Below are 16987 nucleotides of genomic sequence, written 5' to 3'. Positions count from 1 at the left end.
GCTCACAGAATAATTCTAGTCATAACTTAATACATTTATAAGACTTTGGTCTAGTATTTAGATTGTAAACACCATCAATATGATTTTCTATGCTATGATAATATGGTATTTTGAGTACTAGTAATAAATTAATAGAGATAAGAAAGTGGGTAAAGTATGTTTTTACTTGAATTAATAAAAGGCATCATCTTAGGTATCGTAGAAGGACTTACCGAATTCGCCCCTGTTTCTTCTACTGGGCACATGATACTTGTCGATGATATGTGGTTAAAGTCAACTAATTTTCTCGGTTCTCAATCAGCATTCACATTTAAAGTTGTTATACAGTTAGGTTCGGTATTTGCGGCTGCTTGGGTATTTAGAGAACGCTTCTTAGAAATTTTACACATTGGTCAACATAAACCTGAACCTTCCACTGCGGGAGATAGACGTTCAAAACCACGACGTCTGAATTTAATACATGTATTAGTAGGTATGGTCCCAGCAGGGATTTTAGGATTTTTATTTGATGATTTAATTGAAAAATACTTATTTAGTGTACCAACAGTCTTAATTGGTTTATTTATAGGTGCCATTTATATGATTATAGCTGATAAATATTCTAAAACTGTTCAGCATCCTCAAACAGTAGATCAAATTAATTATTTCCAAGCATTTGTCATTGGTATCTCTCAAGCAATAGCTATGTGGCCTGGATTTAGTAGATCTGGTTCAACGATTTCAACTGGTGTTCTTATGAAATTGAATCATAAAGCTGCATCTGATTTCACTTTTATTATGTCGGTACCTATTATGTTAGCTGCAAGTGGGTTATCTTTACTAAAACATTATGAGTACATTCATTTAGCACATATACCATTCTACATTTTAGGATTTTTAGCGGCATTTATTGTTGGATTAATTGCAATTAAAACATTCTTACACTTAATTAATAAAGTTAAGTTAGTCCCTTTTGCCATTTATAGAATTGTCTTAGTTATTTTTATAGCAATCCTATACTTCGGATTCGGTATTGGCAAAGGAATTTAATAAAACACACGTATGAAATACATTAGTCTATTTCAACAATGTAGAAATGGTTGTATATCAACTTATTTTCAGTATGTTTACCATCATTACGTATAAAATTGAAATATTGTAAGATGTTTAAGGTTTTACTAGGTAATGAAAGTTACCTATCATTAAACTCTCGCCAGACAGGTGAGAGTTTTTTATTAAACTTATTGTTCCTTATATTTTCTTTATTATAAATAAAATGTACTTTGTTGCTATAAAGGTTTTTTAGTATGAGTACTAAAAAATATCGAATTTGTCTATTTTTTTAATTTACTTCATAGATAGGCACTAACATTTCACACACTTTATCTGTTCCCTCTTCCTCAATGTATCTCTCTATAATTGGTTCATTTCTCATACGCAAATGAGTTTCATTTAAAATATTTTCTAAATGACTAAAGAAATTCTCTATATTTCTTTTTGTATGACTAATTTTAAACACAGCATAGATGCCACCTATAAAATTTCTTTTAGATATTGTCTGATCATTTACTGTTTCATCTATTCTCAAAACAACGTCATATCTACATTGATTACTTTGAACGTGAAGAGGATTATCTAATGCTATACCTAACACACCGTATTTCTCAACATATTTCCAATAATGATTAGTATGAATCCAATGCTTAAAGGTCTTCATCATTTCAAAGTTTTCATCACTTTGATAAGTACCTATCATTCTCATATAAACGACGCTACTGTCATCCAATTTTTCAATCTTATATTTCATATTATCGCCTCCACTGAGAAAGTAACCCGAGTTAAAATTTTTTGCAATATGAATTTTAAAATTTTGTTATACAAAAAACGCTTTATGATGTTAATATGAAAAATTCATTTTCAACCATACAACTAGTATCAATCGTTTATTTTCATGTATCATAGGGTATGAAAAAGAATAGTAAAAGTTATGGAGGCAACGTGTATGGACAAAAAGAAACTCATTAAAACACTTATCAATGTATTACCAATCGTTATCGTACCATTAGTAACTGAACGTAAGCGTATTAAAAAACATCCAGATGTACAGAAAGTAACTAATGCTACATCTAAAGCAACTTCAAAAACAACATCTGCAATTTCAAATAAAGCTTCAGACGTCAAAGAGTACGTAGGAGATAAAAAGCAAGAATTTGATAATAAGCGTGAATTGAAGAAAATTGCGAAGGAAAATGATCCAGCTTACATTGAGAAAAAAGGCGAAAAATTAGCTAAACAAAATCGTAAAGAAGCAGACAAAATGGATAAAAAGCTTCAAAAGAATATTGAAAAACGTCATAAAGAAGAACAAAAACAACGTGAAGCTAATCAGAAACAACGTATTAAAGACATGAAAAAATCTCAAAAATACGAAGAGCAAGTTGGCTTAACTCCTGGTAAAATAGATCACGAAATTGAGAAAAAAGGCGAAAAACTAGAAAAAGATAATCGTAAAGATATTAAAAAACTAGACAAAAAGCTTCAAAAGAATATTGAAAAACGTCATAAAGAAGAACAAAAACAGCGTGAAGAAGCAGAAAAAGCTAGAAAAAAAGAATTTAAAAAATATGAAAATTACGTGGCTGACAGTGTCGTAAAACAACATAAGGAATCAAATCATTCTTAACCATGAAGACTAACGTAATTATAGATGGAGATGCTTGTCCTGTTGTTAATTCTGTCATTGAATTGACGAAAGGGACAGGCATTTTTGTTACGATTTTAAGAAGTTTTAGCCATTTTTCACAACAAATACAACCCGAACATGTAAAAACTGTATATGTTGATGACGGTCCCGATGCGGTAGACTATAAAATAGTCGAACTTGCTAGCAATAATGATATCGTCATCACACAAGATTATGGACTTGCCAGTCTACTGATAGATAAAGTACATACCGTCATGCATCATAAAGGAAATATTTATCACTCAGACAACATCCAAAGCTTATTAGATCAAAGATATCTAAATGCTCAAATAAGAAGACGAGGTGGTCGTCACAAAGGCCCTCCTCCCTTCACAACAGAAGATAGACTTAAATTCGAGCAGGCTTTTAGAAAAATCATTAATCAAATCTAGGAGGCATAATATGAAAAGAATTGCTGTTTATTGTGGTGCAAGTAAAGGAAAAGACCCGTCTTACGTTAAAGAGGCATACGAATTAGGAAAATATATGGCTGAACAAGGATACGAGCTTGTATTCGGAGCAGGATCAGTCGGCATTATGGGAGCGATTCAAGATGGCGTACTTGATCATGGTGGTAAAGCTATCGGCGTCATGCCTAAAATGTTAGATGAACGAGAAATAACAAGTCAAAAAGTAAGTGAGCTTATATTAGTAGATTCTATGCATGAGCGAAAAAATAAAATGACTGAACTTGCCGATGCTTTTATTATGGCTCCAGGTGGCGCTGGTTCATTAGAAGAATTTTTTGAAATGTATAGTTGGGCTCAAATTGGTATACACCAAAAGCCTATTGGTGTATTTAATTTAAATGGTTTTTTTGAGCCACTACAACACTTAATCGACCATATGATTAAAGAAGGATTTATTGATGAGAAATATCAAAAACTTGCCCCATTATATGATACTAAAGAATCACTCATCGAAGGACTTAAACATTACAAACCGTTAGGTGTACGTACATACGATTAATAACGTAAAAAGTAGAGAACCCACAAATGATTTCCTCTAAAGAAACATTTGTGGGTATTTTTCAATAAAATTATCAAACTCTTTCATCTTTATTAAAATTTATCTTAAAATTAAGTATCAAATAAACATAATCGTATCTTATTTAAGTAGAAATTTGGTAATTAATAACTTTGTAGTTTATATTATTAACTTATTATTCTTCAGTTCTTTATTATATGGATGATCATTTTCAATTATACAAAAACTACAAATCCCATTTCATGTAGGCGCTTTTATGAATCATAATTTTCATTTTTACAAGAACTACTAACTTTCCTTTCAAGAAGGAAGTAGCTCTTTATAATATCTTACATGACGTTTAAGGGGATGGTATTTACTAAGATTCGGATATTCAAAATTGTCTAAAAAAGTCATTCCTAATTTTTCCATGACTTTTCTAGAGGGCAAATTATTTTCAGAAGTAAAACTATATAATTCTTTAATTCCTTTATCTCTAGCATATTTCATTACGGCTTCCGCCCCTTCTGTAGCTAGACCATTTCCCCATACTTCTGGAATTAGCCTCCACCCTATTTCATAAAACGGTAACTCTTTAAAAGGGTAATGGCTATCTTTTGATACGTAATTCACACCTATAAAACCTAACCATTCTCCCGTCTCTTTCAACTCGACAGCAAATAAACCTAGGCCACTTTCTTGTATTATGCTATCCATATTTTCCATGTCTATCTCAGAACGACGATAACTAAGTAAACTAGGGAAGTATCTACGTACTTGCGTATTAGCATTCATTTTTTGAAAGGGTAATAAATCTTCGGTTTTCCAATCTCTTAAGTTTAAACGTTCAGTTTCAATATAAATAACCATCTTAAACACTCCATTTAATCGAAAATGTTTATTTTGCCTATATTTTAATATAAAATTAACGCGTTATGAAGTTTTTAACTCTACTCATATCGCGTTATTTAAACATATATTCTTTTTTATATTTATTAGTTTTTAGAAATATAACTAATCAGTTTAATGTGTACCGGTATTTCTTTCAAACGATCACTTTGATTTTTAGGTGCAACAAACGTCGCATCAATAAAATCATTTTGGTGATTAAGGTGGTATGTTGCCACAAATGTATCTGTATCTGATTCAAAGTTAGGCAAATGTGCAATGACTCGTTTAATATCACCTGTTGTATCTTTAATAGTTCGACCAGTCAGATTCTCTAACTCACGACCTAACTCTACTAATGTCATCTTTTTACCTTCTAAAATATTAAAATCTTGTTCATGCATCGTTCTTCTCTCCTCTTAAAGCTATCAACTATTCGCTATCTTCCAATCTAAATGTTTGTTAAACTCACTAATACCTATTCGCCACATATAATACCCTTCTCATTTCGTATTCAAACGTTAGGAATAACTACTATCATTCTTGTCGATGATTATTTTTTCTATTATCCTCTGATGGCTTCTGCTGTGTATGTGGTTTAGAGGATTGACCGTCATGTTCATCTTGATTGCTTTTTATTTTGTTAGTTTGATCATCATGATTAGCAGATGTTGATTGATTATTTGAAGACTTTTCTTTTGCATCATGATTATCTTTATTTTTCTTATCTCGGGATGTGCTTTTAGCAGGTAATTCGTTTACATCTTCTTGGAGACTATCCTGTTTGTGTTTAAGCTTATCCTTTTGCTCTTGTAACTTTTTCTTCTGCTTTTTTAAATCTTTATTTTCTTTTTTTAATTGGTCAATGCTTTTTTCTAAAGAAGCTTTTTCGTTACTTTTACCACATGCAGTTAACACCAATGTTGTAATTAATAGTAAGGTTAACCATTTTTTCATGATAGACTCCTTTGTAGTTACTTATCGATACACTTTATTTTAACATGGTTTTTTGATTTAATCATTTTTTAACATAAAATATCAATTCATTTCATTACATTTAATTTCACAAAGTAACATATATATTTAATGGGAAATTATTTACTCTTTATTTATAAAAGTTTACTTTTATTAAAGCTATATTTTTAGTTATGATATCATTCGCGCTTTTTTATCAAAATTAAACGATATTTGTGTGAAATAGAAAAAAGATTTACAATTCTTATCATTTTGTGCAATAGCCGTTTGAACTTGTATAAGAGTAATGATATACAGGTAATAATTATGATATGATTGTGTTTATCATACTAATCATCATGTTTTTAAATGATAATTTAGCTTAGTTATCCTTTTTAAAGTAGTATTTATTTATGAATTTAAAATTTAAGGGAGTATTTTATTATGAAATCCACTGCGCAATTAACAAAGGAGAATAATGTCAAAGCTTTACGACTGAACAATACCGATCGTGAAATATTTGAAAATTACATGACATATGTGCGTGCTGACTTACGTGTTAACCCTCATGATTCAGAATTAATGTTAAACCGTACTTTGAAACACTTAATTCGTGCAGGTGACACTGGAATGCTTGCGATGGAGTTTTTCAACCATGATCCTAAAGCACATGCTAAAAAAGAGATAAGAGCACTCCCAAATGAAACATTTAAAAACATTTTTAAATATATAAGTCATAACTTCATTCTTTTAATAGGTATTTTTTGTTTTCTCAAAGGATTGATTGGCTTTTTTATAGGGGGCGATAGTAATTTACTATATTTTTATACGTTTCCCCTAACTGTCATTATTGGTTTAGTAATTATATTTTTATTTATTTGGATGAACTTTAAAACGGTACAATTACAGTGCTTTAACAACTCTTATTGGACCTGGTGGCTCACTTATGGTGTCATTGCATTATTATTAATCACTCTTTTTTATGTTTTTTTTATACCACAATCCTTTTTAGCGTTTGGACCATATATTAAAGTTAGTAATTGGACTTTCATCATTATTGCGATAATAATCATCCCTATTTCATTTTATGTGAATCATCACTTTTATAATAAAGAAGCAAATACACGCATATAAAAAGACTTACACTCAAAACGTTTATTTTGAGTGTAAGTCTTTATTTAATCTCAATTTAATTTATTAGAAAGACATCTAAAAAGAACCAAATAATCATCACAATCATTATTAGACCTTGAGCAACTGTACTCGCTAAAAATGCAATCACTGAGCCAAAACTCACCTTTATAGCTTGTTGAAAGTTAAATCCTTGAACCAATTCAACAATGAACACAGCAACAAAAGGAATAATGATAATACCAAAGGGAGGAAAAACGAAACACCCTACAATCACACCTATGAGCGCTGTGTATTCACCTATTTTACTTCCTCCAAAACGATTGACGAAATATTTATTCATCACAAAATCGGCTACTAATATCATAATGGTAAAGATGATCATTGCAACATAAAAAATCCACGATAATCTTCCATCATGAAAACCAAATTGATAAATTAAAAACCCAATCCATAGCATTAAAAGTGATGGTATCACCGGTTTAATTAAACCAATAAATGCTAATGCAAAGGCTATAATAATTAAAATCCATAATATCGCTGTCATCTCTATCTACTCCACATCTTCTATTGTAATTTTTTGATCTTTCGTAAACAAGATGAGTATCATCCCTACGAAGATAGAACTTGCTGAGACAAAGAATACATTTTCCAAACCAACCCAATGACTCATCACACCACCTAGCAAATTACCACCAAGTTGTCCTATTACCATGGCATTGGCAAAAAGTGTTGATGCATAACCTGGAAAATCAGGAAGAATATCTTGAAAATAACTAATCCCAAGACCTAGTAATATTGCTAGAAAGATGGCTAAACATATTTGTCCAACAAGCATCATATGAAAATTTTTAAATACACCAATACTAAAGTAAAATGCGCCACCAAATACAGAGCCAATGATTAATAAAGTTCGAGTTGGCAATTTAGCAGATAATATACCTAAAATAACCATAAACGGCACTTCTAAACCCGCACATAAACTCGCTAAATAGCCTACATATCTTTCCTTTTCATTTAAATAATCTGTCACAAAAAGTGGCATATTCATCGTATACATCCATTGCCCAATATGAAGTAATATAAACGCTATAAATGGAATAAATAATGATTTATCTTTAAACATATTTGGTGCAATTTTCTCAATATGCTGTTGTTCAGAAATTTGATTTTTCACCGGTAAATTTTTATAAAAAAACACTTGTAAAATTAAAGTAAATAAAATAATAGCTATTGTGCCACCAAATAATCCAGAATAACCTTTTAACTCAATAAGTTGCGCACCTATAAATGGCCCAAATAAAAAACCAAGTGAAAACATTGAACGTAAAACAGTATTAGCAAACTTAGCACGATCACGTGAACTTGAAGCATTGATTGATTCCCTGGCAGAGGCATACAATTGTGGCATTGCTGGTGCAAATAAACCTTGAAACAGCGCATATAGCACGATGAACAACCATATTTGATGAACGTAGAAATAAATTGAAAAGCTCACTGCCCCCATAAACAAAGCAGTGATGATTAGAATCTTTCTATTAAGGTGATGTGTATCAGAAAACCTTGCAATAATGGAATTGACTATAAACTGACTTATCGCAGCAAGTGCAAGTAGCAGTCCATATTGTGTCGTCGTCATCCCCAAATCTTTTGTAGCAAATAAAATTAAATAAGGTACAGTCACTGCTATTCCCATACCTAGTAACAACATATTGACCACAAACAATTTATAATTCTTTATTTGCAATAATGCTGTAAACATCTTCTCGACCTCTATCCTATTTTTAGATTGCAGTTACACAACAAAATTTAGCCTCAATTACCTAATAAAGTTCAACATTAAATTTACGAATGCGTCTACTTGAGGAAGTTGTAGCATACTTGCGTCATAACTCATGTATGTTGACCGAATAAGCGGCTTTTTATCAATAGTGACTTTTTCAAATTCAAACATGTTCTTGTCGATATTTTTTATCATAATTTTTGGTAGTATTGTTACCCCTACACCACTAAGCAACATTTCTTTACATGTGGCAACTTGATCAACTGTGATCGTCGCGTGATAATCATGTCCCAAATGATTGTTATACCATTGTTTAATTTGATTAATATAAATTGGATCTGCTTGAAATTCAATAAAAGGCAGTTTAGTTACATCTTCCTTACGATCCTTAGGATATATAAAATAATGCTCATCGTTAAATAAATGTGTATTCGATAAATTCATTACTTTATTTCCACGTGTAATCATCACATGGTAGTCTCGATGATGCGCTTTTATTTGTTCAGTAGATCCTACTTGAACCTGAATCTCCACATTAGGAAATTGCGAATTATAAAGACTCAATACTTCAGGAAGTAATGTTTGTCCAATAAGCGAAGAGCAACCGATTGAAATTGTACCGTTCACTTCACCGATATGTGCTTGTATTTTATCAAAAAATAAACGCTCACGTTTGAGCATATCACGCGCATGTTCAATAATCATTGAACCTTCAGTCGTAGTAATGAGCTGTTTTTTGGTACGAATAAAAATCTCAACTCCAAATGCTGCCTCAATTGCTTTTAAACGTTGAGTAACTGCAGGTTGAGATATATATAGAATTTCTGCTGCTTTGCGCAAAGTTTTTGTCTCATCTAAAGTAATGAGCAAATGATAATCATCTATTTTCATAGCGTCCCCCTACATATGTTTATACTTTAATCTTAGTGAAACGACTTAACTTACCATCATCGATAAATTGATTAAAATAGTTAATGTCGTCGATGTGATTTCTTTTTAGCTTTATAGGGACGTTTATGTTTCATTTTCTGTGCTTTATGATTGATTTTATGATAACAACGCATAACCTTATCTTGTATTTCTGAAAAATTATCTTCTATTTCAATCATTAATTGATGGGCGATAATATAAGCCTCATGATATTGCTTCTTTGAAATTTGTTTATTTTGTAGTGCGTACATTAAATCATCTTCATCTACAAGTTCATACTCACCATTAGGTAGAACGAGAACGTCTAAACATAAATCGATGGTACGTGCATTTCCTTTTTGAGTAATGTTCTTTATATTAATGTCAAAATAATATTCTAATGGATTACCTTTATTATCAAACATGACAGTTATACTATACCGCTTCTTATCCGGTAGTATCTGTAACCATTTATAATTGTCATCTGCAACTATTATGTTTTGTCCAACTACCGTCACCTCTAAAGGCTCACGAACCTTTTTCATCGTGACCAAGCCTATAATACCTTTAAATCTATTATTATTAACTTTAACCTCTGTATATTCTCTCTCTACCAGGCGACGCCAGTGACGTTTGTCTATATATTTTACTTTCACAGTCACCAACTCCTTGCTTTTATTATATTAAACTAGGGTGTCAATGTCATCTTAAGTCTCAGATAAATGCTGTTTACATAAATGTTCTTATTAAATCATTAAGACTATTCTACTATAAATAGATGTATTTTACTTAAAATAGATAGAAATACTAGGTTTTATCACATGAATATTGAAATTAAAAAAACAAATGTGAACATAAAAATAAGCAACGAGTGACAGAGTCATAAACACTGTTACTCGTTGCTTGATAAAATACCTATTTTATATAATGGTAAAACAATCATTAAAATTCTATTGCGCTTGATGTTGTTTTTTCTTAATAGTTAAGTACTTTAACCCTAATGCAAATAAACCATAACCTAAAATGCCTTGCATTAATGTTTTGCACAAAGATTTCTTCGTCGTTAAGCGATCAGAAATAAATGTACTTACTAAATAAAGAAAAAACACTTTGACATATCTTGGATTCATTTTCATTATATGACCTTCTTTAAAACTATACTTGAACACTTAAACGAGGAATAAATGTTTCAAAATGAACATGATTCATATCATAATTTAATTCTTTAAGGGAATTTATAATTGAATGTAAGAAATTCGTACCACCGCAAATATAAATTTCAGGTTGTTCACTTAAATATTGTTCTAATTCTTTAGCTTCTAAATAACCTTCTTTATCTTTCACGTGTAAATGTAACTGTGCTTGCTCATGATTAGCTGTAATACTATCAAGTTTTTGAGCAAATGGTCGTTCATCTTCTGTTACAACCGCTTGAATCATTTGAGTTGGAACGTTTAATGAAGCAACTTTTTTAAACATTGAAACTAATGGTGTCATACCTACGCCAGAACCAATAAACAATTGCGGTCTTTCAGTATTTTCTATTGAAAAACCACCAACAGGAGCAGATAGATTAATCATGTCACCTTCTGATATTTCATCATGTAAAATTGTTGAAACTTCACCTTCATGTTCAGTAGTCACATCACGTTTCACACCAAATATTAAGTGATTTTCATCTCCATCTATGATTGAATAATGACGTTTAGCTCTATATGGTAACTTTTCACTAGAAACATCTACGGTAATGTATTGACCCGGTTCGAATTGACTTAAATCATATTCGTCAGATTCAACTGTGAAAGATTTGATGTCACTTGTTTCTTGTGTAATGTTTGTGATTTTAAATGGTTTAAAACCTTTCCATAACATATGGTTGTATATTTCTTGCTCTAATTTGATAAATACATCTGCAATTTCTCCATATGCTTTTGCCCACGTTTGAATTACTGGGTCGTCACTTTCTAACCCTGTCACATCTTGAATTGCAGCAAGTAAATTTTCACCTACAATTGGATAATGTTCGGGATAAACTTGTAAAGCACAGTGCTTATGTGCCACAGGCATAATTGCTGGCTTAATTGCACCTAAATTATTAATGTTCATTGCTGCAGCTAGTACTGCTTGTGCTAATGCAGCAGATTGCATACCTTTCTTTTGGTTTGTTTGGTTAAACATATTTAATAATTCTGGGTTAGCCTCAAACATCTTTGGATAAAAAATTGAAGTAATCTCAGTTCCTTTATCTTGTAATAATGGTACAGTTTGTTTAATAATATCTTGCTCTTTTTCAGTTAGCATGATTCATTCCTCCCTCATTTCTAATTATGATAGTTATTATGCTATTTTTCAAAGTATAAATTTATGAATTGTAAACTTTTTATTATTATTTGAATATTTTATGAAGTTTATCTTTATGATTGATTCAATTTTTTACTTTTCATTTATACTAAATATTAAGGAGGAGTTTTTATGATTAAAAAAGAAGATATTGTTGCAGATGTTGTAACAGATTTTCCTAAAAGTGCAGATATATTTAGAAATGCCGGAATAGATTTTTGTTGTGGCGGGCAAGAGAGTATCGCTTCAGCTGTCAATCATAAACCAAATATTGACTTAAATTCCTTGTTAAATAAGTTGAATCATATTGATAATACAGAAGGTAACAGTACCATTAATCCTAAATTTTTAAATGTTGAATCTCTTATACAATATATACAATCAGCTTATCACGAAACGCTTAAAGAAGAATTTAAGAACCTTACACCTTACGTGACTAAATTGGCAAAAGTACATAGTCCTAGTCACCCATACTTATTAAAATTACAAGACTTATATCGCGAGTTTCGTGATAGTATGTTGGATCATATACGTAAAGAAGATGAGGAGGACTTTCCTAAACTCATTCAATATAGTCAAGGACAAGATGTACAAAATATTAAAATCATATTAGAAGATTTAATTAATGACCACGAAGATACTGGACAATTATTAAAGGTTATGAATCAACTAACCTCTGATTATCAAGCACCAGAAGAAGCATGTGGAACATGGAAGCTTGTTTACCAAAGATTACAAAATATCGAACATCAAACACACCAACATGTACATCTTGAAAACCATGTGTTATTTAAAAAGGTAAGTTAATTAATTAAGACTTAGACTTCATTTAATTAACTGCGTGCACATGTCAAAATTCAAATTGAATTCGTTGCCACACGTCCAGAAGCCCGAACCCCAACTTGCTTTGCTTGTTGAATTTCCCGATGAAATTCTCTGTGTTGGGGCCCCGAACCCCAACTTGCTTTGCTTGTTGAATTTCCCGGTGAAATTCTCTATGTTGGGTTCTAAAAAAATTGAAATTGTCATATTTTAATTTAGTTATCGACTGTCAATATATTAAAAAACCTGAGACTATTACCGATGTCTCAGGTTCTTCTACTTAATACATATTCTATTAATCATCTTGAGATATAGCTAATCTTTTTATTATGTTTTCATATTGCGGATATTGAGGAATCAAAGATTCTTGTGTTAAAAGTTCAAAATGCTCGTATTCAAATCCAGGTTGACACATACATCCAACTAAACTATATCCTTCTGCGTTATCTAATGTAGAGGCAAAAATTGTCCCTTTAGGCACACAGTATTGTAAACACTCACCACAATCTATATCTCTACCTAATTTAACAGTTTGATATTCACCTTTTGGGGTTATCATATGAATCTTCAACGTCTGGCCAGCATGATAATACCATACTTCATCTGCATCTATTCTATGAAAATGTGATATATCGTGCTGTGTTAATAGAAAATAAATACTGCTAAAAGACGCTCTTCCATTACTGTCGCCTCTCATTGTCTCTTTAAAATATCCGCCTTCTGGATGCGAAATTAATCCCAACCGATTTATCCAATCATTAGCAGTCATCATTATTTTAAATCTACATTATGGAAAACATTTTGAACATCTTCCAAGTCTTCAAGTGCATCGATTAATTTTTCAAAAGTAGCTTGATCCTCTTCAGACAACTCAATATCAGTTTGAGGTAACATTTCAAACTCTGCTACTTTGAATTCCTCAACGCCAGCTTCACGTAATGCATCCTGAACTTGTGCAAACTGATCTGGTTCTGCGTAAACAATAGTCAAGCCATTGTCATCAATTACATCTCTGACATCAATATCTTGCTCCATTAGTGTTTCTAAGACTTCATCTACAGATTTGCCTTCTACACCAAAGGTTGCAGTATGGTCAAACATATAAGCTACAGAACCAGATACCCCCATATTTCCTCCATTTTTACCGAACGCAGCACGTACATCTGATGCTGTACGATTTACATTGTTTGTTAATGCGTCAACAATAAGCATTGAGCCATTCGGACCAAAACCTTCGTATCTTAAGTGATCGTAGTTTTCATCACCAGCGCCTTTAGCCTTATCAATAGCTCTATCAATAATATGATTAGGTACTGAATATGTTTTTGCACGTTCTAATACTAATCTTAAAGTTTGATTTGACTCTGGATTAGGCTCACCTGATTTTGCAGCTACATATATTTCTTTACCAAATTTGGCATATATTCTACTAGTATTTTTATCTTTTTGGGCTTTTTTCTCTTTAATGTTGTTCCATTTACGTCCCATAATGTCATCTCACTTTCATCATCTATGTACCATATTATATATTTAGCTACCGCCTTTGTAAAATCTGTGAATATGTTACAAACATTGTTAAATCAATCATTATAGATACCTATTGTTCAGCATAATACAATAAACATTCTTAATAAAAAAACTGTCATCAAAATAAAACTTTTGACGACAGCAAACTCATTTTATGTAGCTTGATTCATTTCGACACATCTCTATACATTTTGTATAGTGATTAAAATGTCGTTAACAACTTAAGAATTTTTCAACATCTTCAAATAAAGCATCAAATTCACTCATATTATTTTCATCCATATATAGAAAAATTTTTCTTTCATCTCTATTCGATCTTACTTTATTTAACTTTTCTTTGTCTATCAATCTTCTAATAGACATCAAAATCTTAGTTCTACTAATATCTAACTCTCCAGTAGCCAGTTTTAGAAAAGTTTGCATAAGAATTCGCTCATCTAAGCAATATTTTTTAGCTAAATATAGTACAGCAAGATCGTTTAACGTCAACTTATATTTTTTATCTATATATCCAGATAATGCTTTATATTGTTTGTAAAATTCTAGTAATTTAATTAATTTCTGCTCATTCAAAATCTGCACCTCCAAATATAAGTGACAATGCATATATCATTATCTTAAATATTTGGATAATTATCTTTGACATTTGTTTTTAAACAATTGTCAAAATTACGAATAAACACAATTTAAGTTGTGCTACGCCTTTTATTTATTTTACCTTTTTTATATATTTCAACTAAATATACTGCATTATATTTCATTCTGATTTTCAACGGGCCCTTTTTGAAGTCATGTTCCATAATGTTCATGTATGGTCTAAAGTTCTCCTCAACTCTCATCAAGAACGGTGTAGACCAAACATATTTATGACGTAAATTTTGAGAAATCATATGATTAATATTGCCACCTTCATCATCAACTTTAGCAATCACACAAATATATTCATCTATTAACGCTTCATCTTCAAAATTAATCCATATATCAACATCTTTAAAGTCGCTCTCATTCGATTCACTTTCAATCACACGCCAATCATATAAGTAGAGATAATATTGATCAGTATTTTCAATAATATTATAGAATCGTTTTTGAATTTGATTTTGATTAACCATCCAACTCAAATGATTAAAAATCAGGCCAAAAGTTGTTTTAAACCCATTCTCATCAAATAAATGTACAGCGTTAAAGACTTTAGGATTTGAAAATACATTTAATCCGTAGCCTTTAAAATGTTTTTTTAGTTTTGAAATTGCTTGAAATAGTAATGGTGCACTATTACTTAAATCAATTTCATTATTATTCAGTAATTGATGATTGTATAAATTTAGAAAAATTAAATTTTCACTACTAAAGTCAAACTGCTTTAAATCATCTATTAAATGCTTAAGTTGCAGGATATTTTTGAGTAATAAACCTTCCTCATTATCAAGTAAATAGGGTGACTTTAATCTAGCATTATCAATATAAAGATAGTCAAATTTTAAACGCTTTATTTGTGAAGCTAATGATTTAAATTGTGCAGTGTCATTAAACATACAACTAATATCTAAACCTATTTTATATTCCAATTTGATGTTTTGTATCTTCAATATATTACGATAAATTTCTCGAATACTTTTTTCGTCCAAATTAAATATAAATTGCACATTGTAATCTGAAACAAAACGTTTATTCATATTTTTTAAGTTGTCATATTGATATGTAAAAAGTTGATTGAGTTCATATATTTGCTCGATTTTATCGATGCTAAATGCAACGTGCAAGTGATATTCAATAATAATTTTAATGATATCATTCATCTCTTCTTGAGAGAACGTATTTTTATATTGGCATAAGTTAGGCATAATACAAAAAATAATTTTTGAACCTTCATACCCTATTTTTTTATGAATACCTTGCAAAAACAACATTTTAATTTCGTCAATTGAATTAATTTGAACGACAGAATAAAACGTTGAAACATTAGAAGTTGGATATTGGTCAATAACAATTTCATCATAATTATCTAACTCATTCGTTGGCATTTTAGAACATATTAATGATTGGACACGTGATTTTAAGTGTTCTGAAACATCATCATCAGAACATCCATTATACTTATCATATTTTTTCATTGCACGATATGCATTGGGTGTTACACTTAAATAATTTTTGAATTGTCTGGAATATGTAGATGCATTACTAAATCCTAACGTTTCACTAATTTGGCTTATCGTTTTAGTTGTCGTAAGTAGCATCTCTATAGATTTACTAATTTTAAGTGTATCTATATATTTTTTAAATCCCATACCTAATAACAAATGAAACTGCGTAGAAAGATTGGACTTAGAAACATACAACTTATTAGAAATATCTTTTAGGGTAAGTCTTTCTTCGATGTGATTATATATATAATTCAATTCATCCTTTAACTCACCATAATAATCATACATATATTGGTCTTCAGCAATTTTTTTGTCAATAATAGCTTCATTAGCAAGAATATGAACAATTTTATTGATAATATCTTGTTCTTTATCCACATCACCATCTAAAAAATTCAACGTAAGTTGAGCAACTAGTTCTTTAATTTCGTTCTTAGATTGTATTAAATCCGAAGTATAATGGTAATTGAAAAAAGAATAGCCTAACTCTGTAAACCAATCACTAGAAATATATACTTCTAGTGTGATGCCATTGTCACTGATACTAAACACATCCATATTATTCACAATATATAACTCATCTGTGAGTATCCTTTCTTTCATAAATTGTTGAAAGTACATACTCCCTTCGATAGGCCAAAATAATAAAATGCCGTCTTGACATCGTGTTGCCGTATATTCTTTTTTTGAAAGTATATGCAAACAAGAATTTGCCATATCTTTACCTCTTTCCCTCAGTCTTTTATGCCCATACCAATTCATGTAAATTTTCACAAGTATCAGAAAACAATCTAACACAAC

20 protein-coding genes are annotated in these 16987 nt (G+C 30.6%); 6 read left to right on the top strand and 14 right to left on the bottom strand.

Annotated elements, in window-relative coordinates:
• Positions 1-156 precede the first annotated feature (156 nt).
• Positions 157-1029, top strand: coding sequence for an undecaprenyl-diphosphate phosphatase (locus HMPREF2663_RS10605; protein WP_002445869.1), 873 nt, complete (start codon positions 157-159; stop codon positions 1027-1029).
• A 292-nt stretch (positions 1030-1321) separates the two neighbouring features.
• Here the strand turns inward: HMPREF2663_RS10605 and HMPREF2663_RS10600 are convergent, their stop codons facing one another.
• On the bottom strand, positions 1322-1786 hold the full coding sequence (locus tag HMPREF2663_RS10600; RefSeq protein ID WP_002445868.1) for a GyrI-like domain-containing protein: 465 nt from the start codon (positions 1784-1786) through the stop codon (positions 1322-1324).
• 195 nt (positions 1787-1981) lie between these two features.
• Between HMPREF2663_RS10600 and HMPREF2663_RS10595 the strand changes: the two genes are divergently transcribed.
• The 3 genes from HMPREF2663_RS10595 to HMPREF2663_RS10585 are packed head-to-tail and all read left to right on the top strand — an operon-like array spanning position 1982 to position 3691.
• Positions 1982-2662 carry a hypothetical protein gene (locus tag HMPREF2663_RS10595; RefSeq protein ID WP_002457518.1) on the top strand — a complete coding sequence of 227 codons (681 nt, stop codon included), beginning with the start codon at positions 1982-1984 and terminating at the stop codon, positions 2660-2662.
• A gap of 2 nt (positions 2663-2664) precedes the next feature.
• Complete coding sequence (locus HMPREF2663_RS10590) at positions 2665-3114, top strand: YaiI/YqxD family protein (RefSeq protein WP_002475907.1); 450 nt, start codon at positions 2665-2667, stop codon at positions 3112-3114.
• A gap of 10 nt (positions 3115-3124) precedes the next feature.
• Positions 3125-3691 carry an LOG family protein gene (locus HMPREF2663_RS10585; RefSeq protein ID WP_070846389.1) on the top strand — a complete coding sequence of 189 codons (567 nt, stop codon included), beginning with the start codon at positions 3125-3127 and terminating at the stop codon, positions 3689-3691.
• A 318-nt stretch (positions 3692-4009) separates the two neighbouring features.
• On the opposite strand, the gene HMPREF2663_RS10580 is transcribed toward HMPREF2663_RS10585, so the two are convergent.
• The 3 genes from HMPREF2663_RS10580 to HMPREF2663_RS10570 form a co-directional block, all read right to left on the bottom strand.
• Positions 4010-4558 (bottom strand): GNAT family N-acetyltransferase, encoded by a 549-nt coding sequence (locus tag HMPREF2663_RS10580; RefSeq protein ID WP_002496368.1) that lies wholly within the window; start codon positions 4556-4558, stop codon positions 4010-4012.
• A gap of 125 nt (positions 4559-4683) precedes the next feature.
• Positions 4684-4980, bottom strand: coding sequence for a hypothetical protein (locus HMPREF2663_RS10575; protein ID WP_002445863.1), 297 nt, complete (start codon positions 4978-4980; stop codon positions 4684-4686).
• 133 nt (positions 4981-5113) lie between these two features.
• The gene (locus HMPREF2663_RS10570; RefSeq protein ID WP_002499291.1) at positions 5114-5533 is read right to left on the bottom strand and encodes an SA0632 family lipoprotein; all 420 of its coding nucleotides are present in this window, start codon (positions 5531-5533) and stop codon (positions 5114-5116) included.
• Positions 5534-5974: 441 nt separating this feature from the next.
• Here HMPREF2663_RS10570 and HMPREF2663_RS10565 point away from each other — a divergent pair, with 441 nt between their 5' ends.
• A complete protein-coding gene (locus HMPREF2663_RS10565; protein WP_002490534.1) occupies positions 5975-6664 on the top strand; it encodes a DUF1129 family protein in 690 nt (229 codons plus the stop codon).
• A 55-nt stretch (positions 6665-6719) separates the two neighbouring features.
• On the opposite strand, the gene HMPREF2663_RS10560 is transcribed toward HMPREF2663_RS10565, so the two are convergent.
• From HMPREF2663_RS10560 to HMPREF2663_RS10535, 6 genes are all read right to left on the bottom strand, one after another.
• The gene (locus HMPREF2663_RS10560; protein ID WP_002490535.1) at positions 6720-7208 is read right to left on the bottom strand and encodes a DUF456 domain-containing protein; all 489 of its coding nucleotides are present in this window, start codon (positions 7206-7208) and stop codon (positions 6720-6722) included.
• A gap of 6 nt (positions 7209-7214) precedes the next feature.
• Positions 7215-8423, bottom strand: coding sequence for a sugar efflux transporter (locus tag HMPREF2663_RS10555; protein ID WP_001832093.1), 1209 nt, complete (start codon positions 8421-8423; stop codon positions 7215-7217).
• A 57-nt stretch (positions 8424-8480) separates the two neighbouring features.
• Positions 8481-9335, bottom strand: a complete 855-nt coding sequence (locus HMPREF2663_RS10550) for a LysR family transcriptional regulator (protein WP_070846387.1) — start codon at positions 9333-9335, stop codon at positions 8481-8483.
• A gap of 80 nt (positions 9336-9415) precedes the next feature.
• Complete coding sequence (locus HMPREF2663_RS10545) at positions 9416-10009, bottom strand: ribonuclease FAU-1 family protein (RefSeq protein ID WP_002475896.1); 594 nt, start codon at positions 10007-10009, stop codon at positions 9416-9418.
• Between the two features lie 294 nt (positions 10010-10303).
• A complete protein-coding gene (locus tag HMPREF2663_RS10540; protein ID WP_002457527.1) occupies positions 10304-10489 on the bottom strand; it encodes a hypothetical protein in 186 nt (61 codons plus the stop codon).
• 19 nt (positions 10490-10508) lie between these two features.
• The gene (locus tag HMPREF2663_RS10535; RefSeq protein ID WP_070846385.1) at positions 10509-11654 is read right to left on the bottom strand and encodes a globin domain-containing protein; all 1146 of its coding nucleotides are present in this window, start codon (positions 11652-11654) and stop codon (positions 10509-10511) included.
• 171 nt (positions 11655-11825) lie between these two features.
• On the opposite strand from HMPREF2663_RS10535, the gene scdA reads away from it, so the two are divergent.
• Complete coding sequence (gene scdA / locus HMPREF2663_RS10530; RefSeq protein WP_002505657.1) at positions 11826-12500, top strand: iron-sulfur cluster repair di-iron protein ScdA; 675 nt, start codon at positions 11826-11828, stop codon at positions 12498-12500.
• A 310-nt stretch (positions 12501-12810) separates the two neighbouring features.
• Here scdA and HMPREF2663_RS10525 read toward each other — a convergent pair whose 3' ends face one another.
• The 4 genes from HMPREF2663_RS10525 to HMPREF2663_RS10510 form a co-directional block, all read right to left on the bottom strand.
• Entirely contained in the window at positions 12811-13287 is a 477-nt protein-coding gene (locus HMPREF2663_RS10525; RefSeq protein ID WP_002445854.1) for a cupin domain-containing protein, read from the bottom strand.
• Positions 13287-14003 (bottom strand): YebC/PmpR family DNA-binding transcriptional regulator, encoded by a 717-nt coding sequence (locus HMPREF2663_RS10520; RefSeq protein ID WP_002445853.1) that lies wholly within the window; start codon positions 14001-14003, stop codon positions 13287-13289. The genes HMPREF2663_RS10525 and HMPREF2663_RS10520 overlap by 1 nt, the downstream gene beginning before the upstream one ends.
• A 252-nt stretch (positions 14004-14255) precedes the next feature.
• Positions 14256-14615, bottom strand: a complete 360-nt coding sequence (locus HMPREF2663_RS10515; protein WP_002457530.1) for a transcriptional regulator, SarA/Rot family — start codon at positions 14613-14615, stop codon at positions 14256-14258.
• Between the two features lie 113 nt (positions 14616-14728).
• Positions 14729-16903, bottom strand: coding sequence for a helix-turn-helix transcriptional regulator (locus HMPREF2663_RS10510; RefSeq protein WP_070846383.1), 2175 nt, complete (start codon positions 16901-16903; stop codon positions 14729-14731).
• Between the last annotated feature and the right edge of the window lie 84 nt (positions 16904-16987).

It is taken from the genome of Staphylococcus sp. HMSC077D08, from assembly GCF_001837945.1.
Lineage (GTDB): Bacteria > Bacillota > Bacilli > Staphylococcales > Staphylococcaceae > Staphylococcus > Staphylococcus epidermidis.
This window is presented reverse-complemented; position numbering and strand designations above follow the sequence as displayed.

Bases quoted from the DNA above. Each gene is read 5' to 3' on its own strand.
- HMPREF2663_RS10605 (WP_002445869.1), top strand. From the start codon at position 157: ATGTTTTTACTTGAATTAATAAAAGGCATCATCTTAGGTATCGTAGAA.
- HMPREF2663_RS10600 (WP_002445868.1), bottom strand. From the start codon at position 1,786: ATGAAATATAAGATTGAAAAATTGGATGACAGTAGCGTCGTTTATATG.
- HMPREF2663_RS10595 (WP_002457518.1), top strand. From the start codon at position 1,982: ATGGACAAAAAGAAACTCATTAAAACACTTATCAATGTATTACCAATC.
- HMPREF2663_RS10590 (WP_002475907.1), top strand. From the start codon at position 2,665: ATGAAGACTAACGTAATTATAGATGGAGATGCTTGTCCTGTTGTTAAT.
- HMPREF2663_RS10585 (WP_070846389.1), top strand. From the start codon at position 3,125: ATGAAAAGAATTGCTGTTTATTGTGGTGCAAGTAAAGGAAAAGACCCG.
- HMPREF2663_RS10580 (WP_002496368.1), bottom strand. From the start codon at position 4,558: ATGGTTATTTATATTGAAACTGAACGTTTAAACTTAAGAGATTGGAAA.
- HMPREF2663_RS10575 (WP_002445863.1), bottom strand. From the start codon at position 4,980: ATGCATGAACAAGATTTTAATATTTTAGAAGGTAAAAAGATGACATTA.
- HMPREF2663_RS10570 (WP_002499291.1), bottom strand. From the start codon at position 5,533: ATGAAAAAATGGTTAACCTTACTATTAATTACAACATTGGTGTTAACT.
- HMPREF2663_RS10565 (WP_002490534.1), top strand. From the start codon at position 5,975: ATGAAATCCACTGCGCAATTAACAAAGGAGAATAATGTCAAAGCTTTA.
- HMPREF2663_RS10560 (WP_002490535.1), bottom strand. From the start codon at position 7,208: ATGACAGCGATATTATGGATTTTAATTATTATAGCCTTTGCATTAGCA.
- HMPREF2663_RS10555 (WP_001832093.1), bottom strand. From the start codon at position 8,423: ATGTTTACAGCATTATTGCAAATAAAGAATTATAAATTGTTTGTGGTC.
- HMPREF2663_RS10550 (WP_070846387.1), bottom strand. From the start codon at position 9,335: ATGAAAATAGATGATTATCATTTGCTCATTACTTTAGATGAGACAAAA.
- HMPREF2663_RS10540 (WP_002457527.1), bottom strand. From the start codon at position 10,489: ATGAAAATGAATCCAAGATATGTCAAAGTGTTTTTTCTTTATTTAGTA.
- HMPREF2663_RS10535 (WP_070846385.1), bottom strand. From the start codon at position 11,654: ATGCTAACTGAAAAAGAGCAAGATATTATTAAACAAACTGTACCATTA.
- scdA (WP_002505657.1), top strand. From the start codon at position 11,826: ATGATTAAAAAAGAAGATATTGTTGCAGATGTTGTAACAGATTTTCCT.
- HMPREF2663_RS10525 (WP_002445854.1), bottom strand. From the start codon at position 13,287: ATGATGACTGCTAATGATTGGATAAATCGGTTGGGATTAATTTCGCAT.
- HMPREF2663_RS10520 (WP_002445853.1), bottom strand. From the start codon at position 14,003: ATGGGACGTAAATGGAACAACATTAAAGAGAAAAAAGCCCAAAAAGAT.
- HMPREF2663_RS10510 (WP_070846383.1), bottom strand. From the start codon at position 16,903: ATGGCAAATTCTTGTTTGCATATACTTTCAAAAAAAGAATATACGGCA.